At 48.8% G+C, this 22,182-nt stretch carries 20 protein-coding genes and 6 pseudogenes; 22 read left to right on the top strand and 4 right to left on the bottom strand.

Annotated features, from left to right (window positions below; genetic code table 11):
• Window positions 1-705: 705 nt before the first annotated feature.
• Window positions 706-1,938 carry a tyrosine-type recombinase/integrase gene (locus tag P378_RS14780; protein ID WP_099083783.1) on the bottom strand — a complete coding sequence of 411 codons (1,233 nt, stop codon included), beginning with the start codon at window positions 1,936-1,938 and terminating at the stop codon, window positions 706-708.
• A gap of 373 nt (window positions 1,939-2,311) precedes the next feature.
• On the opposite strand from P378_RS14780, the pseudogene P378_RS24300 reads away from it, so the two are divergent.
• Both P378_RS24300 and P378_RS14770 read left to right on the top strand, forming a co-directional pair.
• Window positions 2,312-2,605, top strand: a pseudogene (locus P378_RS24300) (site-specific integrase); the annotation flags it as partial.
• A gap of 98 nt (window positions 2,606-2,703) precedes the next feature.
• Window positions 2,704-3,255: pseudogene (locus tag P378_RS14770) on the top strand (tyrosine-type recombinase/integrase); the annotation flags it as partial.
• Window positions 3,256-3,450: 195 nt separating this feature from the next.
• Here P378_RS14770 and P378_RS14765 read toward each other — a convergent pair.
• Window positions 3,451-4,608: pseudogene (locus tag P378_RS14765) on the bottom strand (IS256 family transposase).
• Between the two features lie 42 nt (window positions 4,609-4,650).
• Between P378_RS14765 and P378_RS14760 the strand changes: the two are divergent.
• The 19 genes and pseudogenes from P378_RS14760 to P378_RS14665 all read left to right on the top strand — a co-directional run.
• A pseudogene (locus tag P378_RS14760) lies at window positions 4,651-5,412 on the top strand (AAA family ATPase); the annotation flags it as partial.
• A 479-nt stretch (window positions 5,413-5,891) separates the two neighbouring features.
• Window positions 5,892-6,233, top strand: coding sequence for a hypothetical protein (locus P378_RS14755; protein ID WP_099083779.1), 342 nt, complete (start codon window positions 5,892-5,894; stop codon window positions 6,231-6,233).
• Window positions 6,234-6,308: 75 nt separating this feature from the next.
• Complete coding sequence (locus P378_RS14750) at window positions 6,309-6,734, top strand: hypothetical protein (protein ID WP_099083778.1); 426 nt, start codon at window positions 6,309-6,311, stop codon at window positions 6,732-6,734.
• Window positions 6,735-6,838: 104 nt separating this feature from the next.
• The gene (locus tag P378_RS14745; protein WP_099083777.1) at window positions 6,839-8,503 is read left to right on the top strand and encodes a recombinase family protein; all 1,665 of its coding nucleotides are present in this window, start codon (window positions 6,839-6,841) and stop codon (window positions 8,501-8,503) included.
• A gap of 520 nt (window positions 8,504-9,023) precedes the next feature.
• Window positions 9,024-10,145, top strand: a complete 1,122-nt coding sequence (steA, locus tag P378_RS14735) for a putative cytokinetic ring protein SteA (protein ID WP_099083775.1) — start codon at window positions 9,024-9,026, stop codon at window positions 10,143-10,145.
• A gap of 13 nt (window positions 10,146-10,158) precedes the next feature.
• Window positions 10,159-11,091, top strand: a complete 933-nt coding sequence (locus P378_RS14730) for a copper transporter (RefSeq protein ID WP_099083774.1) — start codon at window positions 10,159-10,161, stop codon at window positions 11,089-11,091.
• Window positions 11,048-11,752 (top strand): glycosyltransferase family 2 protein, encoded by a 705-nt coding sequence (locus P378_RS14725; RefSeq protein ID WP_099083773.1) that lies wholly within the window; start codon window positions 11,048-11,050, stop codon window positions 11,750-11,752. Before P378_RS14730 ends, P378_RS14725 begins: the two co-directional genes overlap by 44 nt.
• Window positions 11,753-12,113: 361 nt before the next feature.
• The gene (locus tag P378_RS22110; RefSeq protein ID WP_238473274.1) at window positions 12,114-12,428 is read left to right on the top strand and encodes a hypothetical protein; all 315 of its coding nucleotides are present in this window, start codon (window positions 12,114-12,116) and stop codon (window positions 12,426-12,428) included.
• A gap of 17 nt (window positions 12,429-12,445) precedes the next feature.
• Window positions 12,446-12,751, top strand: a complete 306-nt coding sequence (locus P378_RS22105; RefSeq protein WP_238473273.1) for a hypothetical protein — start codon at window positions 12,446-12,448, stop codon at window positions 12,749-12,751.
• Between the two features lie 364 nt (window positions 12,752-13,115).
• On the top strand, window positions 13,116-13,406 hold the full coding sequence (locus tag P378_RS14715) for a hypothetical protein (RefSeq protein ID WP_238473272.1): 291 nt from the start codon (window positions 13,116-13,118) through the stop codon (window positions 13,404-13,406).
• A gap of 95 nt (window positions 13,407-13,501) precedes the next feature.
• Window positions 13,502-13,720: a 4Fe-4S binding protein gene (locus P378_RS14710; RefSeq protein WP_099083772.1), complete on the top strand. Its 219-nt coding sequence runs from the start codon at window positions 13,502-13,504 to the stop codon at window positions 13,718-13,720.
• Complete coding sequence (locus P378_RS14705) at window positions 13,717-14,784, top strand: 3-methyl-2-oxobutanoate dehydrogenase subunit VorB (RefSeq protein WP_099083771.1); 1,068 nt, start codon at window positions 13,717-13,719, stop codon at window positions 14,782-14,784. Before P378_RS14710 ends, P378_RS14705 begins: the two co-directional genes overlap by 4 nt.
• Window positions 14,785-14,795: 11 nt before the next feature.
• A pseudogene (locus P378_RS14700) lies at window positions 14,796-15,531 on the top strand (thiamine pyrophosphate-dependent enzyme).
• A complete protein-coding gene (locus P378_RS14695) occupies window positions 15,532-16,080 on the top strand; it encodes a 2-oxoacid:acceptor oxidoreductase family protein (RefSeq protein ID WP_099083770.1) in 549 nt (182 codons plus the stop codon).
• A 121-nt stretch (window positions 16,081-16,201) separates the two neighbouring features.
• Window positions 16,202-17,332 (top strand): M20/M25/M40 family metallo-hydrolase, encoded by a 1,131-nt coding sequence (locus P378_RS14690; protein WP_099083769.1) that lies wholly within the window; start codon window positions 16,202-16,204, stop codon window positions 17,330-17,332.
• 343 nt (window positions 17,333-17,675) lie between these two features.
• Window positions 17,676-18,752, top strand: a pseudogene (locus P378_RS14680) (DUF3866 family protein).
• Window positions 18,753-18,820: 68 nt separating this feature from the next.
• Window positions 18,821-19,492, top strand: coding sequence for a hypothetical protein (locus tag P378_RS14675; protein ID WP_099083767.1), 672 nt, complete (start codon window positions 18,821-18,823; stop codon window positions 19,490-19,492).
• A gap of 319 nt (window positions 19,493-19,811) precedes the next feature.
• Window positions 19,812-20,444 (top strand): stage II sporulation protein M, encoded by a 633-nt coding sequence (gene spoIIM / locus P378_RS14670; protein ID WP_238473271.1) that lies wholly within the window; start codon window positions 19,812-19,814, stop codon window positions 20,442-20,444.
• 128 nt (window positions 20,445-20,572) lie between these two features.
• Window positions 20,573-20,854 (top strand): alpha/beta-type small acid-soluble spore protein, encoded by a 282-nt coding sequence (locus tag P378_RS14665; protein WP_238473270.1) that lies wholly within the window; start codon window positions 20,573-20,575, stop codon window positions 20,852-20,854.
• Between the two features lie 48 nt (window positions 20,855-20,902).
• Here P378_RS14665 and P378_RS14660 read toward each other — a convergent pair whose 3' ends face one another.
• Together P378_RS14660 and P378_RS14655 are read right to left on the bottom strand one after the other, a co-directional pair.
• The gene (locus tag P378_RS14660) at window positions 20,903-21,358 is read right to left on the bottom strand and encodes a DUF441 domain-containing protein (protein ID WP_099083766.1); all 456 of its coding nucleotides are present in this window, start codon (window positions 21,356-21,358) and stop codon (window positions 20,903-20,905) included.
• A 101-nt stretch (window positions 21,359-21,459) separates the two neighbouring features.
• Window positions 21,460-21,696, bottom strand: coding sequence for a hypothetical protein (locus tag P378_RS14655; RefSeq protein WP_099083765.1), 237 nt, complete (start codon window positions 21,694-21,696; stop codon window positions 21,460-21,462).
• 170 nt (window positions 21,697-21,866) lie between these two features.
• Between P378_RS14655 and P378_RS14650 the strand changes: the two genes are divergently transcribed.
• On the top strand, window positions 21,867-22,133 hold the full coding sequence (locus P378_RS14650; RefSeq protein ID WP_099083764.1) for a hypothetical protein: 267 nt from the start codon (window positions 21,867-21,869) through the stop codon (window positions 22,131-22,133).
• Window positions 22,134-22,182: the final 49 nt, after the last annotated feature.

The raw sequence follows: 22,182 nt of genomic DNA, 5'->3' as shown, positions 1-22,182 counted from the left end.
CAGCTATACCTGGGAAAAGTTCCTATTGCTGCTCAAAGTTAAGCCGCTACCCAAACCGAAAATTTATTTCAGTATATTATCGGCTTAGTAGTGCTTAGGCATAAGTGCAAATCTCCAAGTGAGGAGCCGTGTGCGTGAATAGCGCAAGCACGGTTCTGTGAGGGTTGTGTGTTCAATTTAGCCATGGAGCAAATATTGTGGCACTCCCAGAGGAAACGGGGAGAAACGGTGAAAACAAACCTGCTTCTAAAGTTAGAGAGACGCACTTCTACTCGACATTGGATTATTCCKTTATGATKTTGGGTAGGCTTWWAGTGGCTCTTACCTGYCGGGAGGATAGGGCAATRCTKKGGAGCAACCCGAGCGCCCCGCAGGGTTCTGCCGGAGATAGCTGAGGATATTATTCCCAGCTTTCTTCCTTTTATGACTATCTCCGGGAGAACTAAAGCGATATTATATAAAGCTTTTCATAATATCGCTTATCGAAAGTTTTACATTATCTAAAGTTCACTCCAAAACAAACGTATATAGTTCAAAAACAGGCAAATAACTTTTCATAATGTATTATCTCCTTTGAATTCAATTTAAAGGAGGTTACATTATGTACACAACATTTTCGGCCTATTTGCCGGAGCAAGTAGAAGCCACAAGGAAGTATAAGAAATATAGCCTCAATGAGCGGGGCTAAAAAGGATTGGAATTGCTTCATACCGACACCCCCTTCCGCAAGGGGAACTGTTCTATGCTGAGCGAACATTCCTTAAGGTGTGAAAAATCTGCGCTCAAGTAAGTGTCCAGCGAGGCAGGGGAAGAATGCCCCAGTGCCCTGCTGATCACTGGCTGTGGGATTCCGTTTCCCAGAAGTGTCGTTGCAAGATGGTGCCGGAAAATATGAAAGCCTTTCCTGTCACCATTTGCGCCCCTCACATTTRCGGCTTTCATGATCTTATTGGCGACATTGGACAGGCTTCTGCTTTTCAGTCCGGCATATGGGTGACATTGGGAAATGAAGATTTCCAGATGGTCAACCTGAGGGCGCTCCTTGGTTAGATAGTCATAGATGGCATTGCCTACAACCGCAGTGAGGGGCAATTCCAAGGGAACATCCGTTTTTTGCTGTCTGATGTGAAGTCGGTCATTTGTCCAGTCTATAGAATCCATAGTCAGGGCGGCGATGTCGCAGCACCGCAGACCTGTGTACAGGGTGAGTAGCCCAATTGCTTTGTCCCGAAGGGAAAGGGACGATTCTTCCGCTGTCAATGCAGCCTTGATCCGGCTAACTTCCTCAGATGTAAGGTACTGAATGTTCATCCTCTTTTCCCGGAGCGCTGGCAGGAAGGACAAAACCCTTGTGCAGGTACCTTCGGGGAAGAAAGGAGCACATGCCTTGAATACAGCTGCAATATTTTTCTTATAAGAGCAGCTTCGTGATACTTTACCGTCGGGAGATGCAAACACGTCAATTACTGCCTTTTCCGTAATCTTCTCCAGAGTATCCATGCCTTTGTGTCGTAGCGATAATAAGAACGAGGTGGCGTTATGTGACTCTGTATAGATGGTCGATTCCTTTTTGCCCCTTGTTCTTTCAGTCTTGCAATAACAGTCAATGACAGATTTGAATTCCTCGGGCAAAGAATTGTATCCGGTCCTTCTTAAGATTCCATGCCTGCGTCTGCCGTCCGGACATTGCCCAAAGATGTCAAAGTTTTCAATCGCTCCGATAATTGTCCGCTTGTTACGGAGATAGGATGGGGAATGGGATGTTTTGGTATAAGCCAGATAAACATCCGTATAGGATTTCCAACCTTTTGAATCCGACAAAAGAAGGATTCGTTTAATCTCTCTCCTGAATCTGACTACATRCGATTCTGAATAACCGTTCTCTGTCATGTAGGAAATGAGTCTGGGATAGTTCTCCCGTAAATTTTGCACATTCATATATGCGTCCTCCTTATATAYTTGATATAAGGAGTATATAACTTTAGTAAAATATCCAAACCTTTTTTTAGTGAATCCACCAATAATTAAATGCTATCCAAAAAAGGTTTGATTTTATTTAAGTTTTGATAACGAAGAAAATCCAGACGTTTGGATTTTATTCGGCACACATTTATTGTTCACTCATATGCGAGAATGACCGGGGAGCTTGGGCTGGACCTGTACACTACTATGCCGATCATAGCGGCATACGCAGGTCATACCAACATTAAAGATACTGAGAGGTATATTCACCTTCCGGAATTTGACTATTCAAACATCACGACTGCTGGCGCACCTTTTTTGGATGCCTGTGTACCGGAGGTGACGTTTGATGTCTAAGCAGTCAAAACCTGACTTTGCTGACTATATCTATTCGTACTTTATGAAGTACCTCCCACTCCAAAGAGGATTGAGCCCCAATACGATCTCCTCTTACAGCTGTTCGCTGATGCTGTTATATCAGTTCTGCAAAAGTGAGAGGGGGATTCCATATGAGAAACTGTCATTGGACAGAATAGACAAGCAAGTTGTGGATGATTACTTGCTCTGGTTGGAAGCCAGCAGGAATAATTCAGCAGCAACCAGAAACCAGCGTTTATCCGCACTCAAATCACTGTTTCAGTACATTCGGTCTGAATCGGTTGTTTATACCGCTCTTTGCTGTGATATCCTGTCCATACCRGAGAAGAAGACCCCGACTGCCCCCCTAAATATTTATCTGCTGGAGAAATGGAAGTGCTGTTCTCTATGCCGGATATCCAAACCAAGCATGGCCGCAGGAATCTTAYTCTTTTACTGCTTCTTTACGATACCGCAGCACGCGCTGGTGAATTGGTTGAGCTTAAAGCTGGAGATATTTCCTTTGGGAAAACTCCGACCGTAAAACTGTTTGGAAAAGGTAACAAGACGAGAGTCGTTCCTATCACACAAAAGACATCTGATATATTACAGGGGTATATCAAGGAAAATCGAATCAGCAAAACGGAACAATATTTGTTTGAAAACCGAAGCCACGAAAAGCTGACAACCGTGGGTGTTTCCTACATCCTCAAAAAATATGTGGAGATGGGGAAGCAGATTCATCCGGATATGTTTCATGTGTCCATCTCTCCCCATTTGCTGCGGAGTACCAAAGCCAGCCACTTGATTCAAGGCGGTGCAAATATCTATTACATCCGGGATTTTCTTGGACACGCATCTGTAGTGACAACCGAGAGGTATGCGAAAAACAATCCCGAAGTTGTCCGGAATGCAAATCGGCAAGGCATCGTCTGATTTGACAGGCGATACAGAGTATTTCGATGACAGCGAAAAATCGGCAATGCTTGAATTCCTGAAGTCGTTGCAGTGAATTTGATTATTTAAAGTTGAGCTTGCGGTTTTCCTGCATTTTCGTGGGTAATTGCACTCAACTTTAAATAATGTAAAACTTTCGATAAGCGATAAACCCGTTACCTAACCCATTGTTTTTTAGGCAATCCCTRGCTGAATTCTATCCCCAAAGTAAATTGCAAGTTGGGAGATACAATTCCTCCATTCCCGGATTGGCATAGTCCACTTCTTTGAGATTGATTCTGTTGCCAGGTAAATAATCTTTTTCAAAGCATCATCCGTTGGGTAGCAGTTTTGGTTTTTGTCACCTTTCTTAACTGCCGGTGGTATCCTTCAATGATGTTGGTGGTGTAGATCATTTTCCTGATCTCATAAGGGTATTCAAAATATGCCGTTAGTTCCAGCCAGTTGTTTTCCCAAGACTTGATGATGATGGGGTGTTTCTTACCCCATTTCTCCTTAAATTCCTCAAAGGCAAATTCGGCTTCTTCAAGGGTTAATGCCTGGTAAACCTTCTTAAGGTCGGCCATTACCGCCTTCTGCTCCTTGTAGGTTACATATTTCATAGAGTTACGAATTTGGTGAATAACACATAATTGTATCCTTGTCCTGGGGAAAACAGCGTTAATGGCCTCGCTAAAGCCGGAAAGACCGTCTTTACAGGCTATTAAAATGTCTTCAACCCCCTATTTTTGAGGTCATTACATACGCCAAGCCAGAAACTGGCACTTTCATGCTCGCCAATCCAGATGCCTAGTATTTCTTTTTGGCCGTTCATATTAATGGCCAGTACACTATAGGCTGCTTTATTGACAATGCGGTTATCCTTACGCACTTTGAAGTGAATAGCATCAAGGAAGACTACGGGGTAAACCCGATCCAACGGTCTGGATTGCCATTCTGCAATCATAGGTAGGATTTTATCAGTCACTTTGCTGACCATAGCTGCAGAGACTTCAATGCCATAAATATCCCGCATATGGTCCTCTATATCCCTGGTGGACATGCCCTTAGCATACATGGCAATAATTTGTTCTTCCAGTTCATTGGCCGTAGTTTCGTATTTCTTGATGATTTGTGGTTCAAACTCGCCGTTACGATCACGGGGAATCTTAATTTCTGTTCTGCCCATTTGGGTCTGAACAGTCTTTTACTGTATCCGTTCCTACTGTTGCCAGAAAGATCCCCGGCAGGGTCATGTTTTTCATAGCCCAGGTGGGCATCCATTTCCGCCTCGAGAATTTTTTGAATGGTGTCCTTAAAAAGATCCCTCAGCATGTTATGGACATCATCCATGCTTTTGCATTCCTTAGCTAATTCTGTAGCCAATCTGTTCTTTACAGAGTCATCTACCAGTCGGCGGAGGATGGTCTGGCGGATACCATTAAGCCGAGGCTGGAGGCATCCGGCGCTGACTGTTCCCATGTACTGGTCATTGATGAAACTGACAAGGAGCTGACATTATGCGATGAACGGCTGGAGCAGGCTGTGCGGGAAACGGGCGCAAAGCTGATTGTCCTTGATCCGCTGCAGGCGTATCTCGGCGATAACGTGGATATGCACCGAGCCAATGAAGTGCGTCCTGTGTTCAAGCGTCTGTGCGCCATGGCTGACCGGACAGGCTGTGCCATTATACTCATCGGACACATGAACAAGGCGCAGGGATTGAAATCATCCTACCGTGGACTTGGCTCCATCGACTTTCGAGCGGCGGCAAGGAGTGTGCTTCTGGTCGGCAGACTGAAAAGCGATCCCGCTGTTCGTGTCGTTGCTCATGATAAAAGCAGTCTGGCGCCGGAGGGTAAATCCATCGCTTTCTCTCTGGATGCTGAGAACGGCTTTCAGTGGATTGGTTATTGCGATGTATCGGTGGACGATGTTCTCTCCGGCGTAGGTTCGGTGCAAACCAAGACAGCGCAGATGGAGGATGAACTCAGAAGGATGCTTGCCAAGCCTGTTCCAGCGGACGATGTGCTTCGCCGTGCAGCAGAGCTGGGTATCTCCGAACGGACAGTCAACATTGCAAAGAAAAATGTCGGAGTGGATTCGTATAAGGTCGGAAACCGTTGGTACTGGCGGAAATCTGATTCAAGGATGTAAGGGTGCAATGTATTATATACTTTGCACCCTTGCACCCTTCCCGAGAATACCTGAACAGAAAAGTAACCATGTTGGCTCACTTTATATGCCGCCAGTATCATATCAGCGAAAAAGCAATCCATCATGGCTCACTTTCTCGGTCAGAGCGTGTGTCGCGAGAATATGGCTGATGGACAGAACCGATACTCTGCAGTGGCATAAAAACGCCGAATTGGGGGTGAACCATGGGGTCGAAAACCATGCAGGTTAAAGGCGAGGTGCTGTAAGAGGTTCCCCGCGCCGGAAACACCGCCCCGCAATGCGGGTCGGGGACCGTACCTCTTAGGTGGTCGTTAATCGCCTCTTGGTACCTTAAAAGGTGGTTGTAAGAAAAGGCTCTATTAGAATAATCCGCCTCATTACGGCATTTGGCATGGAGTCGTAGGTGTACATTTAGTGGTACCTTATCAAAATTACAAACGGAAAGGAGAAAACCATATATGGATCAAAGAGTAAAAACAGGGCTGGCTTTAACGCAGAAACATCTTTCTCTCTGCGATGAAAACCGCCGCAAAGCGCATGCCGATTCACGCAATACCTTCGTAGAAAAGGCCATCGAATTCTACTCCGGATACCTAAACGCGGAGCAAAATCCTAAATTCTTTGATGACATATTTGCCACAAAAGTACAGCAAAGGGTGGAGCAAATCGGAAAAACCTTCGGCACAGGACAGTACAAAATTGCCGTTGAGCTTTCGATTTTCAGCCACCTGCTTGCCTCACAAATGAAGGTGTCGGACGATACGATGCGCAGCTGCGCCATATTTGTTCAGATGAAGTAAGGAAGCTCGAAAGCCTGCCGACCTTCGAAGAGATCTATAATTTTCAGCATGAAAACAGAAAGGAAGAATGAAATCATGAAACCACAACAGGAATGTATCACCGCTTATGTTTTTCCTGAGTACATTTTTTTGCTCCCGAATGGGCATCCGAGCAGACCAAAAATCGAGGAACTGTTTAAAGAGATGGGCATACGGAAGCACCGGCTATGGGGCAGGAAAACCAAAATAGAATCCCAACACTACATCGAAACCGGCGTCTGGGGTAGCTACGAAACGGTGGGAATCAAGGACAGAACGCTTGATGGTAAACCTATTCCGCTGTTTGGGGATACGGAATTAAAGGAGCAGTCCGACAGTATATGTCTCGAACGCCACATGATTGTGGGCGGGAAAAAGTTCGCCGTAAGCTCTGTGTTCCCCAAAGCCGCCGCCTCATTACCCACAGATAAGCTCCTCTCCCTGATCGATAAGGAGCTGGAAAAAGAGCGAAAATCTTTCTGAAAATTCAGTAGACTTCTGGCAAACTCTTCGGTATGCTTGGGATTGCGGAGCAATCCGCAGTCCCAACATTCCGTATCGGTTTGCCAGACGAAAAGGAGGTATTTATGAAACGGGCAAACCAAAAATACACAATACTCTATGGCAGGCTGAGCCAGGAGGACGAGCGTGAGGGCGAATCCAACAGCATCCAGAATCAAAGGCTGATGCTAGAGAAATACGCCGCCGACAACGGCTTTGAGAACATTCTCTTCCTTTCTGATGATGGCTACAGCGGCACAAACTTCAACCGCCCTGCGTGGAAAGAGCTGATGAAGATGGTGGAAAACGACGAAGTGGCTACGATTATCGTTAAGGATATGTCCCGTCTCGGCAGAGATTATTTACTGGTTGGGCAGTATACTGAGATGATATTCCCCAGCTACGGAGTCCGCTTCATCGCCGTCAACAACAACGTGGACAGCCTCTATGGTGATAACGATTTTACCCCGTTCGTTAATCTGTTCAATGATTTCTACGCCAAAGACACCAGCAGGAAAATCCGCGCAGTCGTGAAATCCAAGGCGGAACGGGGCGAGCGTGTGGCAACCAGGGCACCCTATGGTTACAAGAAGGATGAGAACAATCCCAAAAGCAAGATTGTTCCCGATGAGGATGCTACACCAGTTGTTCAGAGGATATTCAGTCTCTGTGTCGGAGGGAAAGGCCCTACTCAGATTGCAAAACAGCTTAACAAAGAGCAGGTATTCTCTCCCGGTTATTATTACTACAGCAAGACCGGCGTCCTTCTGACCAATGTAGATGTAACAAGACCATACACCTGGAACAACACCATGGTAGCCAAAATTCTGGAAGATGAGGTTTATATCGGTCACACCATCAGCCTGCAGTATACAACGCTGTCCTATAAAAATAAGAAGCGGATTGACCGTCCCAAGTCAGAGCATCTGAGGTTTGAAAACACGCATGAACCGTTAATTACAAAGGAAACATGGGACATCGTGCAGGATATCCGTAAGCGCAGAAGGCGCAGGGCGAACATGGCTGAACAGGATATGTTCTCTGGTCTGGTTCGGTGCATCGACTGTGGTGAAAAGATGGTACTCCATCGGGCGCATACAATGGCTGCCGTAAAAAACAACTTCATGTGCTCTACCTACAGAAAACGCGGTAAGGAAAAGTGCAGTGCACATTACCTTCGGGAAGTCCATCTGGCGGCAATCGTCCTGGATGATTTGCTGAGAGTTACTCACTTCGCAAGGCAGCGGGAGGCGCTATTCATCCAGTACATTAACCGGAAAAACAATGCCGAAACTCGACGTGAGATTGAGCGGCTCCAGAGAGAACTGGAATTGATGCGCCGAAGGGACACAGAGCTCAGTACTTTGTTTAAACGGTTATATGAGGATAATGTGCTTGGCAAGGTGACCAACGAGCAGTTCAGGATGCTGTCCGGAGATTACAACGCAGAACAAAAAAGCCTGAAGGAGCGAATCCCTCAGATTGCGGAGCGGATCGAAGAACTACAGGACTCCATCTCCAATGTCACCAGGTTTATCGATAAGGCGAAACGGTATACCGAGATAAACGAGCTAAGCGGTGAACTGCTGAACGTATTTATCGAGAAGATCGAGATCGGCGAACGAGCGGAAAGGTACTCCAGAACTGCAGAGCAGGAAATCATAATTCACTACCGTGACATTGGCGTTGTCGGTGCTTTCGCTGAAGAAGCCGAAAAGATAGCCGAACAACGGCAAAGGCAGACAGCTTAATCTGCTGTCTGCCTCACACAATATCCATGGTTCATAAAATGTCCCTATGGAAATGCGCCTAAAGGACGTGTTTTTTACTTTAGCATTCAGGTTCTCGAAGGACAAAATCCTGGCAATCGGGAATGGACTTATTTAACAGACTCTCTATCTTTTCCCTACCGTACTTATTTACCAGTTCAAATCCACTGACGTAGGTACATTTTTTTGTCACTTCCGGTATGGCTAAAATACAGGACGGGTAAACCTGTTTGTTTAGGATAATTTTTCTCTGAAACTTGCAGTTTTCACAGGACACAAAGCATCACCTCTGTCACCCATTTAAAAATGAATATAGAAAAAAGCATAACATAATACAGACAAATGTCAATCAATGTTAAGAAAAATTTATCTGTGGGATTGGCAAAGGTTTTTGAAATTTCTACCTTTTAGGGAAAATAATAGCATGAAACTCCTATGGGTATACTTGACTTAACGTATTTATAACATTAGAATGAAAGTTGGTAAGGTGGTGATTTGTGTAGTGAATTGTAAAGCAATCGCCCGAGTTGATAAAAGAACGAAAGATTTAGCCAAAAGAATACACACCAATGAGATTGCTGTAATCTGTCATCATGAGCTTGATAAAGTTGCCGCTGATTCGCTGATTGCCGCGAAGGTAAAGGCTGTTATAAACGCTGCGCCTTCACTAAGCGACGATTATCCCAACCAGGGCCCCATTACTCTGTTGAAGGCTGGTATTCCCATCCTTGATAATGTCGGTAAAGACATTATGGAGAAAGTAATTGAGGGGGATGAACTGGAAATACGGGACAACGTTGTTTTACGAAATGGCGAGACCCTGGCAACAGGAACCCCCTTGACCTTGAAACAGGTTAAAGAACACATGGAGCAATCCCGCAGCCGTATGGACCGGGTGTTATCCCGGTTTATTCACAATACACTGGACTACGCCCGCAACGAAGTGGATTTTGTTTGTGGGGGACTGAACATACCGGAGGTAAACACTTCTTTTAAGGGCAGGCATACCCTAATTGTGGTAAGAGGTCATAATTATAAAAAGGACCTGAATGCCATTAAATCTTATATTGATGAGGTTCAACCCATACTTATCGGGGTGGACGGGGGAGCCGACGCCTTGTTGGAATTTGGTTATACCCCGGATCTGATTATCGGTGATATGGACAGCACCACCGACAAAGCCCTTTGCAGTGGTGCGGAACTGGTGGTTCACGCCTATCCCGACGGCAGGGCGCCGGGCATGGAAAGAATCAAGGCCCTTGGTTTAAACGCGAAGGTCTTTCCGGCCCCCGGCACAAGTGAAGACATTGCCATGATGTTAGCCTATGAAAAGGGTACCGAGCTGATCGTAGCAGTAGGTACCCACTCCAATATGTTGGACTTTTTGGAAAAGGGCCGCAAGGGGATGGCCAGTACATTCCTGGTCCGCCTGAAGGTTGGAGACATCCTGGTGGATGCCAAAGGTGTCAGTCAGCTTTATAAAAACCGTGTCAAAATGAAATATGTGGGTCAGATATTGCTTGCCGGCCTGGTGCCGCTTGCAGTGGTGATTGCCATGGCGCCACCCACCAGGGAATTGTTCAGGTTGCTGGTTTTGAACGTAAGATTAATCTTTGGTGTTTAGGAGGAAGTTCTGAGTGATAATTGATTATCGCTACCATATTGCCTCTTTGGTGGCTGTTTTTATCGCCCTGGGCATAGGCATTTTAGTTGGTAGTGCAGTACTGGGAAATGAGGTTATTGTAAAAAGGCAGCAGCAGTTGGCCGACAGGCTGGAAATTCAATTGGAAGAATTGCGCCAAAAAAATGAAGCTGTACAAGCCAGGGCCAACAACCTGGAAATTGACAATAACATTCAGAAACAGTTTGAAAAGCAGGTTTTACCGCCGCTGGTTGCCGGAAAGCTGACCGGCAAACGGTTGGCCATTGTGGAGACCAACAGTTACGGGTTCCGGGATGACCTGGTCAATACGTTAACCATGGCCGGGGCCACCGTCCAGTCCGTTACCACCGTCCTTGACGGGTTTGATTTGACCGGGCGCAAGGACAGGCTGGTCAGTGAGTTAAACCTCAAGGAAGCGGATGACAATGCCCTTGTTAAGCAGCTGGCCGCGGAAACCGCCAGAGGCATTTTAACCGGTGAGAAGCAAGCGTTGTTGAATACATTGGCCCAGGCAGAACTGCTTAAGTTATCCGGTGATTATGGTGTGCCGGTTGACGGGGTAATATTCATTGGCGGCAGTCAGGACCGATCATTGGTCAAGACGGAAATTCTGGATTATCCTATGATTGATTATTTCTTGCAACAGAAACTGCCGGTTTTTGGGGTTGAAGAGACAGACGTAACGTATTCCTATATGAAGGACTATCAAAAGAAACGGGTCAGCACGGTGGATAATGTGGAAACACCTCCCGGTCAACTGGCGTTGGTGCTTGCCATTGCCGGAAAACCCGGGCATTACGGGGTAAAACCCACTGCCAAACAGTTGCTGCCACCCATTGATACCGCCACTGGAGGTGTGGGTAATGTCAAACCTGGCCAAAGTGTCAGTGGTAATTCCCGCACATAATGAAGCGGCACGCATTATCGATACCGTGAAAGGAGTCCTGGCGATTCCCGAAGTATCGGAAATTATTGTAGTGGATGACGCATCTTCGGATGAAACTGCGGAACTGGCCAGGCAGGCAGGGGCCACGGTTATTTCACTGCCGAATAATATGGGAAAGGGCGGGGCCCTCAATACCGGAGTGGCCAAGGCCACCGGTGATATCGTGGCCCTTTTGGACGGTGACCTGGGCAGCAGCTCCCTGGAGGCCAGGGCGCTCATTTTGCCGGTTCTGCATAACACCGCCGACATGACCATTGCGCAGTTTCCCCGGGCCAAAAAGAAAGGCGGCTTTGGCCTGGTAAAAAATCTGGCCCGGGCGGGTATCCGTCGTTTCGCCGGTTTGGAAAGCAATGCCCCTTTATCCGGCCAAAGGGTGATGACCCGCAGGGTTCTGGAAAAGGTGGTTCCCTTTGCTTCCGGTTACGGTGTAGAGGTAGCCCTTACCATTAAAGTGGCCCGGGCAGGTTTTCGGGTGCTGGAGGTTCCCACTCAAATGTCTCACGCCGAGACCGGCAGGGACCTGAAAGGCTTCCTGCACAGGGGCAAACAATTTGTCCACGTAGCCAGAGTCCTCGCAGGCTGCTTTATGAAATACGGCTTTACGCGGGTACGGAACCAGTAATAAACGGTTGATAATAAAAAACCGATCAATAAGGTGCCAGGCCACTTCACTTCAGAGGATCAATGAAGGGCCTGGCACCTTACAGATTTAAAAAGTAAAATATCCCTAAATTTTGGCAATAATAGGTATGCGTAGTTTTACATATATGGAAAACTAGCCTACGCGAATAAGGTTTACATAAAATATATGTTAAGTTAGCCAACTTCATGCCGTGAACGGGAATAACAAGATATCCTCTTGACTTACTTTTTCATCTGTCCTAAAATTGGCTGATGGCTGATGGCTGATGGCTGATGGCTGATGGCTGATATTTCCGGCGTCCGACGACTGACGACCGACGTCCGATTTTCGAGGTGTTCCTATGTTCCAAAATGCTTACTGGACCATGTTTCCGGCCGCACTTGTGGCCTATGGAGTGGCAAAGTTTCTCCTGCCCAGCGTGTTAAAGTTAATTAGCGAGGCAGGATTCGTCAGGCCTAACTTTCGGGGCGACAGCATCCCTGTAGGGGCGGGTTTTTTATTTTTTCTCAGCGCCCTTTTGCCCACCGGCCTGCTTTTATTCATCCAACCGGAACATTATCGCACAACAGGGTTCATTTATCTCTTTGTCCTTGGTTCTATGACCTTGCTCGGCATGGCCGATGATGTCTTTGGTTCCCGGGCGGACAGCGGCTGAAGGGGCACATCAAAAAAATGCTGCGAGGAGAATTAACCACCGGGGGACTGAAACTGGCGGCGGGAGGCTTGATGTCCCTGGCGGTGGCCGTCGCCATCAGCCATGGCTGGCAGCAAGTCATCATCAACACCCTGGTCATCGCCCTGTCGGTAAACGCCATTAATTTGCTGGACCTCCGTCCGGGCAGGGCCGGCAAAGGATTTTTGCTGGGGGTCATGCTGTTATTCCTTGGGGGTTGGCCCGCCGGCGATTTGATTTGGGCTGTCATAACCGCAGGGGCCTGTTGGCCTATTTACCTACGGACCTGCGGGCCGGGGCCATGATGGGGGACACCGGCTCCAACGCCCTGGGAGCAACCATCGGGATCACTTCGGTGCTGGTTTTGCCGGAGGCGGTTAAAATCGGTTACCTGGTTTTTTAATTGTTTTTCACCTGTTTACCGAGAAATACAGTCTTACCAAGGTCATTGAGAAAAACAAAATGCTGAATTACCTGGACCAGTTGGGGCGGAATTAACCAAAGTGCCTCAACCGGTCATTTTTTACGCCCGCCGGGGAAGGTTTTTTGTGAGATTAGACGAAATATTTAGTAAACAGCGGAGGTTTTGTTCAATGCAAATTAACATAAAACCAGTTACAATTTTTACCGCCAATCTTGGCAGCGGCAAAACGGAGATTTTCATTAACTTTGCCCGCATGCTGCACCAACGGGGAGAGAAGGTCTCCCTGGTGGACCTGGATATTATCAGTGACGGGCCTTGTCAGCAATACCAATCTGAGCCATCACACCGACGCTCAGGTGATGGTGGAAGGTTACGGTAAAGTCTCGGAGATGGCCGCAAGACTTGGCCTGCCGGTGGCCTTTCTGGCATCCCCCGGGCCGCTGGAAAGGAAGTTGAAGCAAAGTTACCGGGGGTTCCCATTCTGCTTGGAGTTTTATATGAAAACCCCCTGGGAGGAAGCTTTCGGCGAAGGCTAACGGGGTCAGACCCCAGTAAAAATTGTCGAATCATTGGCGCAACGCCAGCTAATTTTTACCATAGATCAATTAACGAATCAAGGAGGGAATAGAACTTGGCCACAGTATCATTCCGGGAAGAGCGCTGCAAAGGCTGCGAACTATGCATCACGGTTTGCCCAGAAAAGATCATTGTCCGGGCAGAACACTTTAATGCCATGGGTTTTCACCCGGCAACGGTGGTAGAGATGGATAAATGCAAGGGCTGTGCCATGTGTGCCCGCATGTGTCCGGACGTGGTAATTGAAGTCGTAAAAGAGGAGAAACAGGCTTGAGCAAGGTGCTGATGAAAGGGAACGAGGCCATCGGCGAGGGAGCCATTCGGGCCGGCTGCCGTCATTTCTTTGGTTATCCCATTACCCCCCAGAGTGAGTTACCTCACTACCTGGCAAAACGTATGCCTGAGGTAGGAGGCGTTTTTTTACAGGCGGAAAGTGAAACCTCTTCCATTAACATGGCATACGGAGCTGCCGGTGCCGGTTTCAGAGTACTGACTTCATCCTCCAGCCCCGGGTTAAGTCTCATGCAGGAAGGGATTTCCTACCTGGTTGGGGCTGAGCTGCCCTGTGTGATTGTGAACGTTATGCGGGGGGGTCCCGGCCTTGGCAACATTGCCCCGGCCCAGTCCGACTATTTCCAGGCTGTCAAAGGCGGTGGCCACGGCGATTATAAGCTGGTTGTACTGGCCCCTGCGTCCGTACAGGAAATTATCGATTTGATGCAGGTGGCCTTTGACGTAAGCGATAAGTACAGGACACCGGTGATGCTGGTTGGGGACGGTATCCTCGGGCAAATGATGGAACCGGTGGAACTGGCCGATGAGGTCACAGTGCCTGAGATTCCTGCCAAGCCCTGGGCTGCCGGCGGTTTAAAGGGCAGAGGAAAACCCAATATTATCAATTCCTTATACATTGTGCCTGAGGTCTGTGAAGAACTGAATAAAAAACTGTATGCCAAGTATGAAGTGATTGCCGCCGAGGAAACCCGCTGGGAGGAATACCAGCTGGACGATGCGGAAATTGTCTTAACGGGATTTGGCACCGCGGCCCGTATCGCCAAGTCCGTGGTGGATAAAGCCCGGGCGGAAGGCATTAAGGCCGGTTTGATTCGGCCCATTACCCTGTGGCCTTTCCCGTCCGAGGTTTACGCCAGAGCTGCGGAGCACACTGAAAAGTTTTTATGTGTTGAGATGAACATGGGCCAAATGGTTGAAGATGTAAGGCTGGCTGTCAACGGCAAAAAGCCTGTCTGCTTCTATGGCCGCAGCGGCGGTATGGTGCCCCTGGCCAAGGATGTTTTGGCAGAGGTTAAGAAAATCATGGCAGGGGGTGCTGAATAATAGATAAGGTTATGTTTAAGCGTCCGGAAACCCTGACGGATAAGCAGTTCCACTATTGCCCCGGCTGCACCCACGGCATTATCCACCGCCTGGTGGCCGAAGTGATTGACGAGATGGGAATCCGGGATAACACCGTGGGTGTTTGCCCCGTTGGCTGTTCTGTGTTTGCCTATGATTATTTTAACATCGACATGTTCCAGGCTGCCCATGGTCGTGCTCCCGCCGTGGCTACCGGGATCAAGCGCACACTGCCTGACCGGATGGTGTTCACCTACCAGGGGGACGGCGACCTGGCCTCCATCGGAACCGCCGAAATTGTTCACGCCGCTGCCCGTGGCGAGAAAATTACTACTATATTTGTTAATAACGCCGTTTATGGCATGACCGGCGGTCAAATGGCACCCACTACCCTGCCGGGCCAGAAGACAACCACCACCCGAAGGAAGGGAAAAGGATGCTGCCGGCCTGCCGGTGAAGGTTTCTGAAATGCTGTCCACCCTGGACGGGGCGGCTTATATTGCCCGTGTTTCGGTACATGATCCCAAGCATATCATGCAGGCCAAGAAGGCCATCCGGAAGGCCTTTGAAGTTCAACAGGCCGGGCTGGGCTTTGCCCTGGTGGAAGTTCTTTCCACCTGTCCTACCAACTGGGGCCTGTCACCCAAAGAGTCTCTCAAGTGGCTGGCGGACAACATGCTTCCGTACTATCCTCTCGGTGTATATAAAGAACCGGCGGAGGTGAAGTAAATGCTGCAGGAAATTTTGATTGCAGGCTTTGGCGGCCAGGGGGTTCTCTCCACCGGTCAATTGCTAGCCTACGCAGGAATGATTGAAAATAAACAGGTGGCCTGGATTCCTTCCTATGGTCCGGAAATGCGCGGCGGTACCGCCAACTGTGGTGTCACGATTTCCGACGATCCCATCAGTTCGCCCCTGGTCACCGAACCCACCACACTGATTGTGATGAACCGCCCCTCCCTAGATAAGTTTGAAAAGGCCGTGGTGCCCGGGGGATACATTCTGATCAATTCCTCACTGGTTGACCAGAAGGTAAAACGGGATGACGTTCAGGTAATGGAAATTCCGGCCAACCAGATTGCCGAAGAGTTAGGCAATACAAAAGTTGCCAACAACGTTATTCTTGGCGCTTTAATTGAATTAACCGGCATTGTCTCTATTGAGTCTGTGGTGGAATCTTTAAAGAAGGTGCTGCCTGCCAGGCGTCACAACATGATTCCGGTTAACCAGCAGGCCCTGGAGAAGGGTGTGCAGTTGGTCAGGGAGATGAAAAAGTAAAAAGAATCCAAAATCAGTCAAGCCGGTGGCATAGAATGAAATGTATGCTTCCGGCTTGACTTTCTTTTAACCATGTATTAAGTTGGTGGACAGCAGGTAGAAAATTCTGGAGGTGACCCCTTTGGTTAACGCAGAAAGGGTAGTTCAGGAATTTATGGAACTGGTCCAGGTGGACAGTGAATCCGGTGCAGAACGGCAGCTGGCCGACCTGCTCAAGGAGAGACTGGCGGCCATGGGTCTTGAAGTGATTGAGGATAATGCCGGTGATCATGTAGAGGTAGGCCGGGGAACCGGCAATGTCATTGCCACCCTGCCAGGGAACGGGGGAAAAGGACCCATGCTGCTCTCCGCCCATATGGATACCGTAAAACCGGGCAAAGGAGTCAGACCCAGGCGGGAAAACGGTGTCATCACCTCCGCCGGCGACACCGTTTTAGGCTCGGATGACAAAGCAGGCATCGTGGCCATACTGGAGTGCCTGCGGGTGGTTAAGGAAAAGAATATCGCCCACGGCGGCATTCAGGTGGTCTTTACCGTAGCAGAGGAAATCGGCCTGGTGGGCGCCAAAAATTTGGACTACAACTGTATTCAGGCCAAGATTGGTTTTGTTCTTGACAGCGGGGGTCCCCCGGGGGAAATCATTATCCAAGCCCCTACCCAGTACAGCTTGACTGCCACCATTAAAGGAAAAGCAGCCCATGCCGGAATTGCCCCGGAACAGGGCATTAACGCCATCGTGGTGGCATCCCACGCCATTGCCGGCATGAAGGTAGGCCGCATTGATGAAGAAACCACTTCCAATATCGGCGTGATTGCCGGCGGGGTGGCCACCAATATTGTGCCGGAACAAACCACCATCAAAGGTGAAGCCCGCAGCATTAACCCTGCCAAAGCAAAGGACCAAATCGATCACATGGTGGATGAAATAAACAAAGCAGCGGAGAAATTCGGAGCCACAGCGGTGATTAAGGTGGAAAAAGAATACGACCCGATCAATCTGGCGCCGGAGGCCCTGCCGGTCCGCATTGCCATGCAGGCAGCGGAAAACATCGGGGTCAAGCCGTTCCTGGGGCAAACCGGCGGTGGCAGTGACGCCAATATTTTCAACGGCCAGGGCATCGCCTGCGCCAATCTGGGTATTGGCATGTCCAAGGTCCATACCACGGAGGAATTTATTACCGAAGAAAACCTGGTGGCAAACGCGCAACTCATGGTTGAGATCATCAAGGTGGCCCAGGCAATAAAGGAGTAGTGCCATGGAAAGTTTAGGTTTTAACGCGACCTTGCTAGCCCAGCTTTTCAATTTTATTGTTCTTGTGGTGATTATGGTAGTGTTGGGTCGTATGGCTTGTGTTCTATTAACAGGCCGTACCTCTAAGAATCATTTCGGGAAAATAGAGGAGGAGTTGCGTGAAATAAGAACCGTCTGGGTGAGATTGAGAAAAAGTTGGATAAAAGTTAGACAACTAAACAAAAGTTTAGAGAGAAGATATTATGTAAATAATTGCATTAGGTAGAACTGGTTTTAGTTTACATAAAATTCCACGACCATACTATTGAGTTATAACCAACCTTAAAATCAAGGAGGTCTTTTTTTGATTCGTACTCGTTTGGGGGTCGTAAAAGAAATCACCGGCAACAGAAAGGGTATTACGGAATGCCTGGTAGAAATGCAGGGCGAGACCCAGCGGGCTGTTAACTATGATGATCTCACAGGACCGTGCAGCCGGGGGATAAGGTGATTTTAAATACCACCGCCGTTTATAAAAAGTTGGGCACCGGAGGTGCTCATTTTGTTATGGGAAACCTGTCCAGCCCGGAAAAAGATGTTTCCGAAGAAGGACATATTATGAAACTGCGTTACAGCCCCTGTCAGGTAAAGGTCCTGGCGGTGGAGGAACCGGACAGTCCCTATGCGGAGATCATGCAGCAAACGGATTCCCTGGAGGGGACCCCTGTGATTATTGGCACTCTCCACAGCATGCTTGCCCCGGTGGCAGCCGCCATTAAAAAACTGGGTGGCGGCAAGCTGAAGGTAGCTACCTAATGACCGACGGTGCAGCCCTTCCCATGGCCCTGTCCAGAATGGTTTTTGAACTCAAAGAAAAGGGCCTCCTTCACCAAGCCGTCACCTGCGGCCATGCCTTTGGGGGCGATCTGGAGGCCATCAACATCTATACGGGTTTGCTGGCCTGTAAGGCCGTGGCCGGAGCGGATGTTATCATTGCGGCCATGGGACCGGGCATTGTGGGCAGTGGTTCCCGCTACGGCTTTACCGGGGTGGAGCAGGGCGAGATTATCAATGCCGTCACTGTTCTGGGCGGCAAACCCGTTGCCATCCCCCGCATCAGCTTTGCGGATGTCCGGGAAAGGCACCGGGGCATCAGCACCATACCCGTACCGCCCTGGGGAAGATCGCCTTAACCAAAGCCACGGTGGCCCTACCGAAGCTGGAGCCGGCGAAGCTGGAACTGCTGCTGCAGCAGGCTGCAGAGAGCGGCATCAGTCAGAAACATGATATCGCCGTTGTTGACGCCCAACCGTCCCTGGAGGCCCTGCAAGAATACAACATCAAAGTCACCACCATGGGCCGGACTGTGGAGCAGGACCGGGAATTTTTCCTGGCTGCCGGAGCCGCCGGCATCTATGTCACAAATAACTTAATATCTTAGGTACCAGGCACCGTTTTAATTTTAGATTTCTTAGTACAATGCACAATCTTTGGAAAGGAGTTAGCAGGATGAAATTTGTTACCCTGACGGCCAATGCCAGCGGGGCCGCCCGGGCTGCCCGGGAGGGGTTGGTGGTAGTGGTGGTGGACGTCATTGATATGTCCACCACCCTGGAATCTGCCCTGGATGCCGGGGCACTGGCCGTTTTGGGAGCCAGTCCGGACGGCGCTTCCCCGCCGGTGGAGCTGAACCCTGAAGCCGTTGGCAGGCGGGCAGCGGAAATCGCCCTGGCGGCGGGCAGTAGTGTGGTCCTGGTGACGGAACCCCGGGTGGGGACCGACCGGGAAAGGGCCGAAAATGCATCCAGGCTGCTGGCGGGGGTGCGCCAGGGTGGCGCAGAAGTAACCGCCATTATTCCCAACCTGGGGGCTGAAACATCCAAAATCTGTGACCTGTCGGGCAAAGTTGTGGTGGCTGCCACCGGAACCGGGGGTGTTGCCTATGATGCCGCCTTTACCGCCGGCGCTCCGGCAGTGACCACCGGCACGGTGGCCAGAACCCTGAGAAAAAAAGCTGCCGCCCCGGCCAGGGCCGCCGCCCGGAGAGCCATCGAAGCGGCCCATCAGTACAATACCGGCATTTGCGTGGTGGCGGCCAGCGCCAACTCCCTGGAAGACCTGCTGGCGGCGGAATACATTATGAAGGCGATTATCGAAGAAGGTTTCTTGGCTGGCAAATAAATGGCTCCTGACCAAACGATAATCACAGAGTATGCATACCCGGGGGGCGGGGTGGGTTCTGTTATCCCCGCTCTCTCCAATGCTCCGCACCGACAGCACTACGGCTCGCTCCGGGCACAAGACTGTTTCCGGTGCTCCGCCAAGTCGTTCGCTAAGGATAACAGAACCCACCCCTGCAAGTTCAAGGCACTTTGTTAATACTTAGCACCCGACCAAGCGGTACGGGGCTTTCTTTAACCTTGGGTACTATTTGACCAATCTCCCCGCATAGATATGTACAGGAGTTGTCAACAGTTCTTGGACATGGCGGGGTGATGGCTTGGCAAATAGTTTCAAAAAAATGTGGAAATCCTCCCTGCGTGAGAGCTGGCCCATTTATTTGTTAGCCCTGGTAACTCTCACAGCCGGCATTTGCTTTGGCAACTGGGGAGCCCACAACCTCGACAGCGGGCAGGCCGGACAGCTTTCGGTGGTTCTGGACAGCTTTGTCAACCAGGTAGGCACTGTTGCGGTGGACCGTTCCCAGGTGGTGAAAAGCACCATTACCAATAACCTTTTCTTTATCGGTCTTATTTATTTCCTGGGACTCACCGTCATTGGAACACCGGCCATCCTGGCCCTGTTGTTTGCCAGAGGGTTTTCCCTGGGATTTACGGTGGGTTTTCTGACCAAGGAAAGGGCCGGTGAAGGAGTGGTCATTGCCTTAACCTCGGTGCTGCCGCAGAATATCCTGCTCATGCCGGCTGTTTTTATGGCCGGTGTGGCGGCTTTGTCCTTTTCCTGGCTGCTGATCAGAAGGTTTCTTAATTCCAGAAATCCTGTGCTGCCGGGCCTGATCGGGTACCACCTCCTGATCCTGGTTGTTTGCTGTATCGCTGCGGCGGCAGGCCTGGTGGAAGCTTTTATCACGCCGGACTTAATCAAAGCAGCCGTGAATATTTTGATTAAATAGAGGAATTTAATGCAAACAATTGTAAAAAGTTCCTACATAATTTCTGTTTTTTAAGGGCATAATACTATCAAACAAAGGGAAAGCTAATTTCTTACCTTAAAGCAAATCTTTCTAGGAGGGAAAACAGCATGTCAAAAGAGTTGATCCCGCTAGATTTGCCCTATGATCTTATTAAAGCAACAGCCTTTTCAGGATTGGTGCCGGTGGAATTAGTTCCCTATGTAAAACCCGCCCTGGAAGAATTTCGCAACGAAATGGCTGCTGAGTTGGGTATGCCCGATTATGCACAAATCGATAAAGGAGAACTGCCAAGCCGGCGCAACGGCCAGGTCGGGGGCGGTATGACCAAAAAATGGTTGCCTTTGCCGAGGCTGTGCTGGCCTGGCATTATAAAAACAGGTATCTTTTAAAGGAATAAAAAATAGGCTCCGGCCAAATCACACAGGCGGGAGCCTATTTTATTTAAACCAGTAAATGACTTCCAAAAATAACGCCGTTAAACCCGCCGCCATTAAAGGGCCGATGGGGATGCCGCCCAGAAAAACAATCCCTATAATTGAACCGATAACCATGCCAAAAATCAACTGGGGGTCCAGCTTCAGCAGTTTAAGACCTTCACCGTTCATATGGGTGGCCAGCGCTCCCCCAATAAATGCCAGGATGCCCTGGGGGGAAATGGTATTTTTAAGCAAGTCCATATAAATAACATTGTCATGGGCCAACGGCACCAGAACAGATAACATTAAAAAGATCAGCCCCACCTCAAGACCCCGTCGTTCTAAAATGCCAATAAACCGGTGCAGCTTGCTTAATTTCAAGATTAACAAGATACAGGCAGCAGTGGCCAGCAAAGTGGAGTCAGCAGCAAAGCCCATCAATAATAAAATCAGCAAGAAAATATTCCCCTTTTGCAACCGCTCACCTCCCAACTTCCACCACCCTCAACTCATCCTATGCTGATTCAAGAAAACAATATGCCAAAAAAAAGGCCCTGCATTGAGGGCCCGGCAGAATACTATTTTTTTTGTTGTAACTCCATCAGATGAGTATGAAAGGACAACATATTGGCCTGCATGTTTTCAAAACCTCCCCGAATGCTTTCCAGGGAACGCTTGGTTTCCAAAACAAAGGTTTTTGCATTTTCGAGGTAGCGTTCTACTTCCTGCTCGGTACCTAATATTAATAAAATTAAAATTAAAAAAAGAGTAAAGGGACTCTGACCGTCCAGGGTACGTAAAAGGTTTTGATTCACTGGGGAACACCTCCGGTAATATTGTATCCTTACTGTCAGGATATGGGTACATTTCTAGTTTTGTGATAGTCCTAATTTTTGTTTGGTCTAAAAACCGGCGTATTAGCATAGTTTTGAAGATAGCCCGACAGCGAGTCATTTTTATCCCTGTAATAAAAGGAGGGAAATACGTGCTGGTCGTCTTTGTTACCAGGATAAAACATAAAGTACTAAAGGGATTACGGTTTGCCCTGGTCCTGACCATACTGGCCATTTTGCTGGTGCAACTGGCCAGTTTGTTGAAGACGTCCGGGTTTTCCACACAGGAGAAGATACCCAGCGGCAACCCCATGAAAGTGAGTGCACCGGTTGTCGAGGCCTGTGACCATGAAAGGGAACACGGAATTTTGGAAAAATTAATAGAACAATTACTAAAATATAAGCAGGGAGAAAAATAAAAAAAGGAAATCTATGGATTTTGTTGAAGTAGTCCTAAAATTTTGGACT

It is taken from the genome of Desulforamulus profundi (genome assembly GCF_002607855.1).
This window is presented reverse-complemented; position numbering and strand designations above follow the sequence as displayed.

Bases quoted from the DNA above. Each gene is read 5' to 3' on its own strand.
- P378_RS14755 (WP_099083779.1), top strand. From the start codon at position 5,892: ATGGATCAAAGAGTAAAAACAGGGCTGGCTTTAACGCAGAAACATCTT.
- P378_RS14750 (WP_099083778.1), top strand. From the start codon at position 6,309: ATGAAACCACAACAGGAATGTATCACCGCTTATGTTTTTCCTGAGTAC.
- P378_RS14745 (WP_099083777.1), top strand. From the start codon at position 6,839: ATGAAACGGGCAAACCAAAAATACACAATACTCTATGGCAGGCTGAGC.
- P378_RS14725 (WP_099083773.1), top strand. From the start codon at position 11,048: ATGTCAAACCTGGCCAAAGTGTCAGTGGTAATTCCCGCACATAATGAA.
- P378_RS22110 (WP_238473274.1), top strand. From the start codon at position 12,114: ATGTTCCAAAATGCTTACTGGACCATGTTTCCGGCCGCACTTGTGGCC.
- P378_RS22105 (WP_238473273.1), top strand. From the start codon at position 12,446: ATGCTGCGAGGAGAATTAACCACCGGGGGACTGAAACTGGCGGCGGGA.
- P378_RS14695 (WP_099083770.1), top strand. From the start codon at position 15,532: ATGCTGCAGGAAATTTTGATTGCAGGCTTTGGCGGCCAGGGGGTTCTC.
- P378_RS14675 (WP_099083767.1), top strand. From the start codon at position 18,821: ATGAAATTTGTTACCCTGACGGCCAATGCCAGCGGGGCCGCCCGGGCT.
- P378_RS14665 (WP_238473270.1), top strand. From the start codon at position 20,573: ATGTCAAAAGAGTTGATCCCGCTAGATTTGCCCTATGATCTTATTAAA.